We start from the raw sequence: 13,091 nt of genomic DNA, 5'->3' as shown, positions 1-13,091 counted from the left end.
GCCCAGGTATTGACAGCCCGCCCGCCCGAGGCGGCATGATCCTGGTGGACAGTTTCAGGGGGGCCGAACTGTGGGGAGTGGCGATGTCTTCGGGACAGCCGCTGCTACACCGTGACATCGAGACCGCGGCGATGCGGGAGGCGCTGTCGAGGGTCCGTGCCGGCGGGCCCTCCGTCCTCCTGATCCAGGGGTCCCGGGGCATGGGCAAGACCACCTTGCTGAACGCCGCGCTGGCGGCCAGAGGTGAGGCGGGGGCGCTGCTGCTGATGGCGCGGGGGCACCCCACCGAGCGCGACCACCCGTTCGGCGTGGTCCGCCAGCTCTTCGAGCCGCTCATGACCGCCGGCCGCGCGCCGCCACCCGGCGAGGGCGCCGTCGTCGGTCCCGACCTGGGCGGCGGGCTCGACCGTAGCCATCCCGTCACACCCGACCTGCTGCACGGCCTCTACCGGGCCACCCGCTCCTTCACCGGCGACCGGCCGCTGATCATCGCCGTCGACGACGTGCACCACACCGATCCGCAGTCCTCCCAGTGGTGCTCCTACATCGCCCGGCGGCTCGACGGCCTGCCCATCGCGATGATCCTCACCACCGCCGACACCGGCGGCCCCGACGACCTGGCCAGAGACCTGGCCACGCTGCCGTACACGCGGCTGCTGCGGCCCGCCCCCCTGTGCGCCCAATGCGCGGGACGGCTCATGGAGTCCGTGCTCGGCGTGGAGGAGGAGATCGGCGAGGAGGTCGCCGCCGCCTGCCACCGGCTCACCCAGGGCAACCCGCTGCTGCTGCGGGAGCTGGCCGGGCGGCTGGCCAGGTCCGGCGTGCGCCCGGTGGGCGCCGAGCTGTCCCGGGTGCTGGAGATCGGCGCGCTGGCGCTGACCGAGACCGCGCTCGGCTGGCTGTCCGGCAGCGGGTCGGGCGTGGACGCCGCGGACGTCGACCTGCTGCGCAGCCTGGCCATCGTCGCACCCGAGGACGGCATGGAGGTCGCCTCCATGATCGCCGGGCACGGCCAGGACACCGCCAGGGCGGCGGGGGAGACGCTGCGCCGCGCCGGGCTGGTCACCGGCACGCCGCCCGACCGCTTCGCCCATCCGCGCATCCAGCAGGCCGTGCTGGCCGGCATGGACCCGGGCGAGCGCGACCGGCTGCACCGCCGTACCGCGTCGCTGCTGTACCGGCTCGGCGCGCCGCTGAGACGCTCGGCCCGCCACCTGATGTCGGCCGGCCCGACCGGCGACCCGCTCACGGTCACCGTGCTGCGCGAGGCCGCGGGCGAGGCCGCCGCCAAGCACTCGTGGGCGGACGCGACCGGCTACCTGCACCGCGCGCTGGCCGAGACCGACGACCGGGACACCGTCCTGGAGGTCACCGCCGAGCTGGGCGCCGTGGAGAAGCACCGCGACCTGCCCGCCTGCCTGCGCCACCTGCGCACCGTCTACGGCCGGGTCAGGACGGCCCCGCACGCCCTGATGTCGCTGGCGCCGTTCGCCGACATCCTGGTCACCGCGAACTCCGCCGAGGCCGCCGAGGTCTTCGCCGGCGCGGCCGAGGCCGCCGCCGCCACGCCGCAGTTCGGCGGAACGGACCTGCTGCTGGTGTTCGCCGCCCAGGCGCTGCTGTGGGGCCGCTCGGCCGGCCGGCTCGGCCTGCGCCGCCTGGGACGCTCCCTCGGCACGCTGGTCAGCCCGGCGGCAAGGGAGTTCGTCAGCGTGCTCGCCCTGGCCACCGGCGCGCGCGGCCGCAGCCTGCCGCGCATGCTCGCCCAGACCCGCCGCTGCCTCGACGGCCAGGGCCCGGTGCCGGTGGCCGCCGTACTGCCGCTGGTGTGGGGCGACCGCCTCGACGAGGCATCCTACTGGGCCGAACGGCTGGTCACCGAGACCCAGGACGCCGGCTCCGGCACCGGCCTGGCGCTGGCGCTGCTGACCCGGGCCGAGGTGCGCTACCAGCTCGGCAGCCTGGAGGCGGGGCTGGCCGACGCCGAGGCCGCCGTCGTCAGCTCGCGCGAGTGCCAGGCCGAGGGCTTCCACGTGGCCGCCGCCGCCTGCGCCGCCCGGGTGCTGGTGGAGTACGGCGACCTGGAGGCCGCGGAGGCGGCGCTGAAGTCCGTGGCCCCGTACGGCGACTGGCATCCGATGATCTCCGGGCAGGCCCTCGACGCGCTGGGCCGCCTCCGGCTCGCGCAGGGCCGTCCGCGCGACGGCCTGCTCACCCTGCTGGAATGCGGCCGCCGCCTGACCGCCGCCGGCATCATGAACCCGGCCTGCGTGCCCTGGGGGACGAACTCGATCCTGGCGTACGTCCTGTCCGGTGAGCGTTCGGCGGCCCGCATCGTGGCCGAACGGGAGCTGGAGCTGGCCCGCGCGTGGGGCGCGCCCACCGTCGTCGCCCGCGCGCTGAGCGCGGCCAGCATCGCCCACGAGGGCCAGGTCCGGCTCGACATGCTGCACGAGGCCGTCGCCCTGCTGGGCAACCGGGGCGCCCGGCTCGAACACGCCAGGGCCCTGCTGCGCCTGGGCATCGCCCAGCGGCAGGCGGGCGACGACGGCAAGGCTCACGAGACCCTGGCCCTGGCGCTGCGGCTGGCCGCCGACTGCGGCGCGGCCCGCCTGGCCGCCCTGGCCGACAAGCACCGCGCCGCCACCGCCCCGGCGCGCGCCGCCACGCTCGTTCCCGGCCAGGACGACCATGTGCTGACCGTCGGCGAACGCCGGGTCACCGACCTGGTGCTGCGCGGGATGAGCAACCTGGAGGTGGCCACGACGCTGTCCATCAGCAAGCGCACCGTGGACACCCATCTGGCCCGCATCTACCGCAAACTCGGCATCCACACCCGCGCCGAACTCGCCGTCATCCTCACCGGCCTGTCCGACGACGACCACCCCACCCCGCTCCGGACCGAGCCCGTCCCCACAGGCCCCCACGAATACCTGTAACGGCGGGGGCGTGCAGCTCAGGACCCCACTGCTGCCGACATCGCCTCATCGGGCGCCGTCATCGTGCTCCCTCAGCCGAGCCGGTACAGTTCACCGCCGCCCGTGTCGGCCGTGCCGCCGTACGTGCTCGCGGGAACCCTCGTACCGTTCTTCCGCACCCATTGGGCGACGGCGGGGTCGCCGCTCATCGGGCCGCTCTCACCCGACCCGTTGATCACGATGTGACGCAGCTCGCCCCTGCGGACGTACTCCTGCAGCCCGGCCACCGTCATCGCCGGGTCCTGCCCGGTGAAGCCGCCCATCGCGATCACCGGCTCGCCGGTCGACAGGATGATCGACGACGCCTGCTGGGCACTGACCACGGCGACCAGCCAGCGCGCACCGGCCCGGTTCCTGAGCAGGTAGTCGACCATGTCGTCGCTCAACTCACCGGCCGGTCCGCCGACCACCAGCATGCCGCCCCGCCCCTCGGGCGGCGCCTGACCGTTCTGGGCCTGACCGTTCTGGGCCTGCGCCGCGTACGGCCCCGCCAGCGCGTTGCCGCTGGTGTTGCCGCCGCCGAACGCGGTCACCGCCGCGTACGCGCCCGGCCCTGCCAGGGCTGCGACCAGCGTGAACGCCATCGACGCGACGACGATGCCGGGGCCCGGCGCCCACCGCGGCCGCGCGGCCACCAGCGCGAGCACCGCCAGCACGGTCGCCGCCACGATCACCCAGCGCAGCCATGGATTCCAGTCGGGCGTCCGGTTCAGCAGCGCGAACGACCACGCACCTGTGACCGCGACGCCCACGGGCAGCACCCACGCCCACCGGACCGACCCCTGGTGAGCGCCATACAGCAGTACCCCGCCCACTCCGACCAGTACGGCGATCGCGGGGGCCAGTGATGTGGTGTAGTACGGGTGGAACACGCCCTTGGCGAAGCTGAACGCCACGTAGTACGTCGCCAGCCAGCCGCCCCACAGCACCAGCCCAGCCCGTGCCAGGTCGGTGCGCGGCCGCTTCCACAGCAGCACCATCCCCGCAATCAGCGCGAGCACCGCGAACGGCAGCAGCCAGGAGATCTGACCGCCGACCATGTCGTTGAACATCCGTCCCACGCCCGCGGCGCCACCGAACCCCCCGCCGCCACGGCCGCCGCCGTGCGTCTCCAGGCCGAAGATCCGGCCCAGGCCGTTGAAGCCGATGACGAGGTCACGCACGGTGCCGTCGGTGCTGCCTCCGATGAACGGGCGATTCCCGGATGGGGTCAGGTCGACCACCACCATCCACCAGAAACTCGACACCACCAGCGCCGCACCCGCCGCCAGCAGATGCCACACCCGGCGCAGCGCGCCCGGCCTGGCCGCCACCAGGTAGGCCAGCGCCAGCGCCGGGACCACCACGAACGCCTGCAGCATCTTGGTGTCGAACCCGCACCCCACGAACGCGGCCGAGGCCAGCAGCCAGCGCAGGCGTCCCGACTCGATCGCGCGCTGACACGACCACGCAGCCAGCACCAGCCACAGCACCAGCAGCGTGTCAGGATTGTTGTCGCGGTTGATGGCCACCGTGATCGGGGTCAGCGCCAGCACCCCGGCAGCGATCAGCGCCGCCGGAAACCCGGCCGCGCGCCGTACCGTGGCGTGCAGCACCGCGACGGCGGCCACCCCGGCCAGCACCTGCGGCAACATCAGGCTCCACGTCCCGAACCCCAGGACGCGGGCGAGCAGCCCCATCGCCCACAGTGCCATCGGAGGCTTGTCCACGGTGATGAACGACTCGGAGTCCAGGGCCCCGAAGAAGAACGCCTTCCAGCTCTCGGTGCCGCTCTTGACCGCCGCCGAGTAGTAGGAGTTGGCGTAGCCGGCCGACCACAGGTTCCACGCGTACAGCACGAGAGCCGCCGACAGCACGCACCAGAGCCCGGGACGCGACCAGCGCGGATCTTCAGGCCCGCCCAAGGCCAGTCGGCGCAGCCACCCCGATCCGGCATCCGAGCGGCGACTCCCGCCGGGCCTGTCAGGCAGGCCCGGCGGATCGGAGGGCGTCTGTGAACGACGTACGCGGATGGTCATGCGACCTCGTCCTTCCGGGCCGTGTCGATGGTCGGATCGGCCGGGGTCGACCGGTGCCCAAGGCGCCGTGGATGGAAGATCCAGGTGCGCATCAGAAGGAACCGCACCAGCGTCGCGACCCCGTTGGCGGTCACCAACGCGGCGACCTCGACGGCCCGTGGCGGCTCGGGCGCCAGTGCGTGGAGCAGGGCCAAGCAGCCGGTGCTCAGGACCAGTCCGAGCAGGAACGCCAGACCGCCTTCCAACTGCTGCCTGAACGCCCGTTCACGGCCCGTCACCCCAAAGGTGAAACGGCGGTTGGCGGCGGTGTTGCCGACAGTGGTGATCAACAGCGAGACCGCGTTCGCCCACAGTGGCCCCATCACCATGCGCAGCAGCACGAACAGCAGCAGCTGAGCGATCGTGCTGAACACCCCGATGATCGCGAAAGTCGGCAGTTGCCGGGCCATCCCCGCCGGCAGCCGCGGCCTCGGCCGGCTCTCCACCGGGGCGTCGAACGCGCCCGTCAGCATGCGCCGCGCCACCCGGGCCATGCCCTTCACATCATCCAGCGCGGTTCGCAGCACGTCCACGCGGCTGTCGGGGTCGTCGACCCAGTCCACCGGCACCTCGTGGATGCGCAGCCCGTTGCACTCGGCCAGCAGCAACAACTCGGTGTCGAAGAACCACTTGTCGTCCTGCACCGACGGCAGCAACGCCCTCGCGATCACGGTCCGCGCGGCCTTGAAACCACACTGGGCGTCGGTGAAGCGGGCCGACAGCGTCGTGCGCAACAACACGTTGTAACCCCGGGAGATCAGCTCCCTTTTCGGGCCGCGCACCACCGCCGACCCGCGAGTCAGCCGAGTCCCGATGGCCAGATCGCTGTGCCCGGAGATCAGCGGCGCCACCAGCGGAAAGAACGCGTCCAGATCGGTGGACAGATCCACGTCCATGTAGGCGACCACGTCGGCGTCGCTGTGGCTCCACACATGCCGCAGCGCCCGTCCCCGGCCCTTCTGCTCCAGCCGCACTGCCCGGACCCCTTGCAGTTCGGTCTCCAACTCCCGCGCAACCTGCCACGTTCCGTCGACGCTGGCGTTGTCGGCGATCGTGATCCGAAACCGGTAGGGGAACGTCTCTTCCAGATAGGCGTGCAGTCTGCGCACGCTGCACGCCAGCACATGCTGCTCGTTGTAGACCGGAATGGCGATCTCCACCATGCGATCCATGACCAACTCCTCGCTCGCTCGAAGGGCCTCTCAAAGGTGTGGCCGCGGAGCCGATGACCCGGCGGCGACGTCCGCTGCGCCAAGCCGGGACGCACGCGGAAGGATTGCGACCGGCTGACATCGGGCTGCGGTGGCCACGGGAGACGTCAGGAGATCCGTTCTCTTCGTGGCGACCGCCGGACCACCTCAGCCACCCCCGCCGCCGCCCGGCGTGCCTCCGGTGACAGCCTGTACCTCCCGCTCGTTCAGCTCCTGCAGCGTCCCGCCGTCGGTGTTGCTGAGGATGACACCGACCCAGCCGGTGTACGGGTAGATGTTCCAGCTGGCGCCGACACCAGGGTTGGCACCGGCGCGCCCGTGCACCCACTGACCGCTGACGATGCGGACCGGCATCTGGTAAGCCCCGAACGACTGCGGTCCGTGGGGGGACCTGGGCGCGGTGAGCACCTCGGCGTAGGGCCGTTCCAGCACCGTGCCTTCGCTCAGGGCGTGCGCGAACCGGACCAGGTCCGGTGCGGTGGCGAAGCCACCGTCCCCTGGGACGTCGATGAAGCTGCGGCCCGGGTTCTTGCCCGGCGTGGACTGGTTGGAGCTGCTCTTGTCCAGGTGGCGGACGGCGTCCACCACGCTGCCGTCAGCCAACCTCATGTAAGGGTGCGCGATATGCGCATCGGTGAGCCACTGCGGCCTCGTGCGGAACGCCGAGCCGGTCATGCCGCAGCGCTTGAAGATGTTCTCCTCGACGTAGTCCCAGTACGTCCTGCCGGTCACCGCCTCCACGATCAGCGCCGGGATGACGACCTCGGCACCGGCGTGTTCGGTGGGAGTGCCGGGGGCGGTCACCAGCTTCGCCTTCCGGGCCCACTGCTCGTAGAACTCGTGCACCTCCTCCCGGCTCCGGAAGATGCGCCGCAGATCCTCCTCCGGGGTGTTCAGCCCGGAGGTGCCGGAGAGCAGGTGGTGGACGGTCACCCGTTCGGCGATGTCCCTGGCATAGCCCTTGAGGTGGGTGCCCACCGTGTCCGACAGCTTCACCTTGCCCTGCTGCACCAGCTGCAAGATGGCCACCGCGCCGAACGGCTTGCCCGCCGAACTGAGGCTGAACGCGATGCCCTCGTGATTGCGGATCCCCTTCTCCTTGTCCGCCATGCCGTAGCTGCGGGACAGCACCGTCCTGCCCCGGTGCGACAAGAGCACCACGCCGGAGAACCTGCCCTCTGCGGCCAGCTTCGCCACGTACCGGTCGTAGGCTCCGCCGGGACGGGTGTCCGGCGGGATGCCGGGGCCGGTCGCGGCCGGACGGTGCTGTCGCGGGCCGGGCCGCCCGCCCACCAGCGGCGCACCGGCCGCCACCACGCCGGCAGCCGCCACCCCGCTCCACCCGAGCAGCCGCCGACGGCCGATGCCACCCACAGAATCCGAGTCCATGATCACGGTCCTTTCCTGACGACGAACCGACCGTTGCAGGTCTGACGGCGACCGCCGTCGGCAACCGATCACCCACCACGCGGCCGGTGCCTCAACTGAAGACGGAGGACTGTTGCGGTGGCGTATGCGCTTTTCGATACGCCCGCGATACGCCCGCGATACACCGAGATCCCCGGCATCAAGGAACGGGCGCAGGCCGGCAGCGCGATGGTCCTGCCGCCCGCGATGAACGCCGACGCCGCAGCCCGGGGACAGGCCGAACGCGACCTGGTCGGCGACATGGGAACAAACGACGCCGGCACCGGTTCCGGCTGAAGGCGGCCGAGCCGGGCCGCTCGCGGGGCGGGGTGACCAGCGGGGTGCGTCTGGCGGCTGATGGTCGGTGCCGTCCGCTGTCCTCCGGCCTGACCGCCGGGCAGGCCGGAGGAACGGCGGGCCTTGCCAGGGGAGGCGGGGCCCGGCCCTCGAAACGAAGAAGCCCCAGTCGTCCGGCATGTGCCGGTCGCTGGGGCTTGACTGGTGTCCGGACCGGGCCGAAACCCGGTCTGACCGCCGACGAGCAGAGGTGGACGATACTGGGATTGAACCAGTGACCTCTTCCGTGTCAGGGAAGCGCTCTCCCGCTGAGCTAATCGTCCTTGTTGAGTTGTCACTCAGAGCGGAAGACGGGATTCGAACCCGCGACCCTCACCTTGGCAAGGTGATGCTCTACCACTGAGCCACTTCCGCATGCGCACTTAACTTTACCGGACCCAGAAGAGTCCGTTGTACCACCGAGGTGGAGACGGGATTTGAACCCGTGTAGACGGCTTTGCAGGCCGCTGCCTCGCCTCTCGGCCACTCCACCAGGAGTTTGACTCCGAGCGGAAGACGGGATTCGAACCCGCGACCCTCACCTTGGCAAGGTGATGCTCTACCACTGAGCCACTTCCGCGTGAATCCCCCGCGAACTCGCGGGGCCACGGGAAAACCATATCGTCTTCGCGGAGTGCCCGTGCGCAGCCCGAGCCCTGTGGGGCGAAATTCACCGGATGACGCGCACATCCTTGGCCTGGACGAACGCGACACGATGCCCGAGCTGGATCTGGTGGTACCGGACCGACCCCGTGACCCGTACGTGCCGGGCCGGGTTGAAGGCGCTCGCCGAGTAGAAGGAGCCGGTGACCGTGCCGCCCAGCGAGTACGACTGCCCCGGCCCGATCCGGTACTTCAACGGCGTCAACGGCTGCGCCCCGCCGCCCCGGTACGCCGACCGCTCCGGGTAGGCGCGCCCGTACACCTTGGTGCCCGCGGCCAGCGGCGTGACCAGGGCGCCCTTCGCCGGCACCGCAGTCGGATCCGACTCGGGGTTGAGGAACCAGGCCCGCTGCCCGAGGTACCAGATCGCCGTCCAGTCCCCCTCCCGCCCGGCCACCGCGTACCGCTGCCCGGTCGAGGCGCGGGCGCTGTGGTCGTAGACGCTGTACGTGCTCGGCTTGGGCCCCGGGTGCTTGCCGAGGTCGGTGACCAGCGGGGCGGTCGAGCTCGGCCCGGTGTGCAGCCACACGCTGGCCGATCCGTGCTCCGGGCACCGCCGGCCGGGCTTGGTGCTGGCGCAGCCGGTGAAGTACGGGCGGTTGGCGTCGTAGGAGGGACGGATGATCACCGACGAGCCCGTCCCGTCGCCTTTGATCGGGTGGTTCATCAGCTCGAAGTAGTGGGCCCAGTCCCAGTAGGGGCCGGGGTCCTCGTGCATGCCCGCGACCGCGTCGGCCGTGGCGCCCGGCACGTTGTCGTGGCCGAGGATGTGGGCGCGGTCGAGCGGGATGCCGTACCGGACGGCGAGGTAGCGCACCAGCCGGGCCGACGACCGGTACATGGCCTCGGTGTACCAGGCGCCCTTGGCCAGGTAGCCCTCGTGCTCGATGCCGATCGAGCGGGCGTTGACGTCCCAGTTGCCGGCGTGCCAGGCGATGTCCTTCGTCGGCACGTGCTGGGCGACATGTCCGTCGCGGGAGCGGATCGTGTAGTGCCAGCTCACGTACTTCGGGTTGCGGATCATCGACGGGATGCCCTGGTAGCCGCCCTCGGTGTCGTGGATGACGATGTAGTCGACCTGCCTGCGGCCCTCGACCCGGTCGTGGTTGCCGTAGTCGTGGTCCTTCCTCTTGCCGTACCTCTTGTACGCGGCCGGCATCCACTCGCACCTGAGGCTGCTCGGGCACTCCACGGACGTGTCGGCGGCGGTCAGCGGCATCTCGTCCTGCGCGGGCACGTCCCAGTCGGACTCGTCGGCCGCCTCGGAGTCGTCGTCGCCCTCGGGTTCCATGTCGGAGAAGAAGAACGGGTCGTCGTCGTCCTCGTCGTAGTCGTCGCCGGCCCCGCTCTTCGGCGGCGTCGTGGGCGGGCGCAGGCCGGGCACGGCGTCCAGGCGCACGTCGAAGCCGTCGTCGGTGCGCCGCGCGATGCCCTCGCCCATCACCGCGTACACCTCGTCGGCGAAGGACCGCGCGGCGAGCCGGTCGCTGCTGCCCGAGTAGCGGGCGACCGCCTCGTACCAGCCGGCCGGGTCGGAGGTGGGACGCCGCTGGTAGGAGGCGAGCAGGGCGGCCCCGCCCCTGATGTTGGCGCGCGGGTCCGTGCGCAGGGCGCGCGGCGCGATCCCGGCCAGGCGGCCGGCCAGGGCGAGGGTCGCGTCCGGGATCGCCGCAGTGCGGGAGGAGCCCGCCGGCCGTGTCGCCGGCCGGGCCGCCGACCGCATCGCCGATCGGGGCAGCGGGCGGGTGTCGTCGCCTCTGGCGTCGCCCATGGCGTCGGCGAGCGGCTGCCCGGCGGGGACGACGTCCACCAGCGCGTCCACCAGGTGCATCGGGCCGTAGCCCCCGGCCGTGCTGGGACGGCCGCGGTTGGCGTCCCACCTCGACTCCAGGTACGACACCCCGAGCAGCACGCTCACCGGCACCCCGAACTCCGCGGCGGCGGCCGCGAAGTCGGCCTGCCGCCCCTGCTCCCGGACGCCCGTGACGACGGGGACGGCGGGGGCGGCCGGACCGCCGACGGCGGCGATCACGCTGGCGACCAGGACGGCAAGCCGGAGCTGCATGACATCTCCCCACGGAACGGCACTACTCAATCACTCAGCGTAACCATTCCCAGAAAGGGATGTGTCAGACGGGTCGGATGATACGGATGAGAACCACGGGATCCGCCGCCAATCCGCCTACCAGCTCATCGGCGAGCGATGGGGAGAAGCGGAAGCGCGTTGGAGTTAAATCCTGCCCGATTCCGGGCAGGATGTTGGCGTGTCCCGCTCCAGATGCGTAATGTCCTCGTCTGTGTCCACGGCGCGGCATCCCTATGAAGACCTCATCGCCCACCTCACCAGGACGAGCGCGCTCGACCCTGGAGAGGCGGCCCGCGTGGTCGCCGACGTTCTGTCGTACTTCTCCGAGACGGTCGAGGAGTTCGTACGGCGCCGGCACGGCGAGCTCAAGGCCCGCGGCCTGACCAACGACGAGATCTTCCCCCGGATCGCCGCCGAGTTACCCGCACGCCGGGTAGCGGCACCTGAGCTGTCGCTGCGGCAGCTCCGCAGGATCGTCTACGGATAAGAGGAGAGCTCGATGTGCGGAATCGTGGCCTACGTCGGCCCCAAGGACGCGGCGCCCATCCTGCTGGAAGGGCTGCAGCGGCTTGAGTACCGGGGCTACGACTCCGCCGGGGTCGTGGTGTCGAACAAGGGCCTCAAGGTACGCAAGGTCAAGGGCCGGGTCGCCGACCTGGCCAAGGTCGTCCCGGTGCGGTTCAAGGGCAACCACGGCATCGGCCACACCCGATGGGCCACCCACGGCGTGCCCAGCGACGAGAACGCCCACCCGCACCTGTCGTCCGACCAGCGCATCGCGGTCGTGCACAACGGCATCATCGAGAACGCGGGCGAGCTGCGCGCCAAGCTGGTGGCCGACGGCGTCGAGTTCCTGTCCGACACCGACACCGAGGTCCTGGCCCACCTGATCGCCCGCGCCGCCGACGAGAACGACACGCTGGAGGAGGCGGTCAGGAAGACGCTCAAGGCCATCGTCGGCACGTACGGCATCGCGGTGATCGACGCCGAGCGGCCCGGCGAGGTGGTCGTGGCGCGCAACGGCAGCCCGATCGTGATCGGCATCGGCGAGAAGGAGATGTTCGCCGCCTCCGACGTCGCCGCCCTGGTCCGCTACACCCGCCAGGTCGTGCACCTGGAGGACGGCGAGCTGGCCGTGCTCAAGGCCGACGGCTTCCACACCTTCACCGGCGACGCCCGCGAGACCGCCAAGGAGCCGCTGACCGTCGACTGGGACGCCGGCCACTACGACACCGGCGGCTACGAGCACTACCTGCTCAAGGAGATCTCCGAGCAGCCCGAGACGATCACCCGCACGATGAGCGGCCGCCTGGACGAGCGTTTCCACGTGGCCCACCTCGGCGGCCTGAACATGGACGCCCGCGAGACGCGCTCGTTCCGCCGGGTGAAGATCATCGGCTGCGGGTCGGCGTACTACTCCGGGCAGATCGGCGCGCAGCTCATCGAGGAGCTGGCGCGCATCCCCGCCGACGCCGAGCCGGCCAGCGAGTTCCGCTACCGCAACCCCGTCGTCGACCCCGACACCCTCTACGTCGCGATCAGTCAGTCGGGGGAGACCTACGACACCCTCGCCGCCGTCCAGGAGCTCAAGCGCAAGGGCGGCCGGGTGATCGGCATCGTCAACGCCGTGGGCAGCGCCATCGCCCGCGAGGTCGACGGCGGAATCTACCTGCACGCCGGGCCCGAGGTGTCGGTCGCCTCGACCAAGGCGTTCACCTCGACCTCGGTCGCCTTCGCGCTGCTGGCGCTGCACCTGGGCCGGGTGCGCGACCTTTCGCCCGCTGACGGGCGGCGCATCGTGGAGGGCCTGCGCCGGCTCCCCGGCCAGATCGAGGAGATCCTCGCCCAGGGCGACAAGATCGCCGAGCTGGCGCAGAAGTACGCCAAGCACCCGAGCATGATGTTCGTCGGCCGGGTCCGGGGCTACCCGGTGGCCCGCGAGGGCGCGCAGAAGCTCAAGGAGATCTCCTACGTGCACGCCGAGGCGTACCCGGCCAGCGAGCTCAAGCACGGGCCGCTCGCGCTGATCGGTCCCGACATGCCGACGGTGGCGGTCGTCCCCGACGACGAGCTGCTCGACAAGAACCTCACCACGCTCGGCGAGATCCGCGCCCGCGGCGGCCAGGTGCTCATGGTCGGCCACCGCGAGCCCGGCGCCAAGCTGGCCGACGACGTGATCGTGATCCCGAAGAACGAGATCGAGCTCGACCCGATGCTGCTGACGATCCCGCTCCAGCTGCTGGCCTACCACGCGGCGGTCGCCCTCGGCAGGGACGTCGACAAGCCTCGCAATCTCGCCAAGAGCGTGACTGTCGAATAAATTCAGCCACAATCCGTGCGGGGTAGTGTTTAT

The 13,091-nt window shown here is 71.3% G+C and carries 8 protein-coding genes and 4 tRNA genes; 4 read left to right on the top strand and 8 right to left on the bottom strand.

The features are described 5' to 3' along the window. Positions 1–83: 83 nt before the first annotated feature. Positions 84–2,939: an AAA family ATPase gene (locus ABZ815_RS40780; RefSeq protein WP_357706717.1), complete on the top strand. Its 2,856-nt coding sequence runs from the start codon at positions 84–86 to the stop codon at positions 2,937–2,939. A gap of 71 nt (positions 2,940–3,010) precedes the next feature. On the opposite strand, the gene ABZ815_RS40775 is transcribed toward ABZ815_RS40780, so the two are convergent. The 3 genes from ABZ815_RS40775 to ABZ815_RS40765 all read right to left on the bottom strand — a co-directional run bounded on the left by ABZ815_RS40775 (position 3,011) and on the right by ABZ815_RS40765 (position 7,635). Next, complete coding sequence (locus ABZ815_RS40775) at positions 3,011–4,834, bottom strand: glycosyltransferase family 39 protein (RefSeq protein ID WP_357706715.1); 1,824 nt, start codon at positions 4,832–4,834, stop codon at positions 3,011–3,013. 158 nt (positions 4,835–4,992) lie between these two features. Continuing rightward, positions 4,993–6,207: a bifunctional glycosyltransferase family 2/GtrA family protein gene (locus ABZ815_RS40770; protein WP_357706713.1), complete on the bottom strand. Its 1,215-nt coding sequence runs from the start codon at positions 6,205–6,207 to the stop codon at positions 4,993–4,995. Positions 6,208–6,393: 186 nt separating this feature from the next. After that, on the bottom strand, positions 6,394–7,635 hold the full coding sequence (locus ABZ815_RS40765) for a serine hydrolase domain-containing protein (RefSeq protein WP_357706711.1): 1,242 nt from the start codon (positions 7,633–7,635) through the stop codon (positions 6,394–6,396). A gap of 117 nt (positions 7,636–7,752) precedes the next feature. Between ABZ815_RS40765 and ABZ815_RS40760 the strand changes: the two genes are divergently transcribed. After that, a complete protein-coding gene (locus ABZ815_RS40760) occupies positions 7,753–7,950 on the top strand; it encodes a hypothetical protein (RefSeq protein WP_357706763.1) in 198 nt (65 codons plus the stop codon). A gap of 251 nt (positions 7,951–8,201) precedes the next feature. On the opposite strand, the gene ABZ815_RS40755 is transcribed toward ABZ815_RS40760, so the two are convergent. From ABZ815_RS40755 to ABZ815_RS40735, 5 genes are all read right to left on the bottom strand, one after another. Further along, positions 8,202–8,273: transfer RNA gene (locus ABZ815_RS40755), tRNA-Val, on the bottom strand. Between the two features lie 19 nt (positions 8,274–8,292). After that, positions 8,293–8,364 (bottom strand) — tRNA-Gly (locus tag ABZ815_RS40750). 47 nt (positions 8,365–8,411) lie between these two features. Continuing rightward, positions 8,412–8,482, bottom strand: a tRNA-Cys gene (locus ABZ815_RS40745). A gap of 15 nt (positions 8,483–8,497) precedes the next feature. Then, positions 8,498–8,569, bottom strand: a tRNA-Gly gene (locus tag ABZ815_RS40740). Between the two features lie 90 nt (positions 8,570–8,659). Further along, a complete protein-coding gene (locus ABZ815_RS40735; RefSeq protein WP_357706709.1) occupies positions 8,660–10,717 on the bottom strand; it encodes a peptidoglycan recognition family protein in 2,058 nt (685 codons plus the stop codon). A 220-nt stretch (positions 10,718–10,937) separates the two neighbouring features. Between ABZ815_RS40735 and ABZ815_RS40730 the strand changes: the two genes are divergently transcribed. Together ABZ815_RS40730 and glmS are read left to right on the top strand one after the other, a co-directional pair. Next, a complete protein-coding gene (locus tag ABZ815_RS40730; RefSeq protein ID WP_357706707.1) occupies positions 10,938–11,225 on the top strand; it encodes a hypothetical protein in 288 nt (95 codons plus the stop codon). Between the two features lie 12 nt (positions 11,226–11,237). After that, positions 11,238–13,058 carry a glutamine--fructose-6-phosphate transaminase (isomerizing) gene (gene glmS, locus ABZ815_RS40725; RefSeq protein WP_357706705.1) on the top strand — a complete coding sequence of 607 codons (1,821 nt, stop codon included), beginning with the start codon at positions 11,238–11,240 and terminating at the stop codon, positions 13,056–13,058. The last annotated feature ends 33 nt before the right edge of the window (positions 13,059–13,091 follow it).

Source organism: Nonomuraea sp. NPDC047529 (genome assembly GCF_040642995.1).
GTDB lineage: Bacteria > Actinomycetota > Actinomycetes > Streptosporangiales > Streptosporangiaceae > Nonomuraea.
This window is presented reverse-complemented; position numbering and strand designations above follow the sequence as displayed.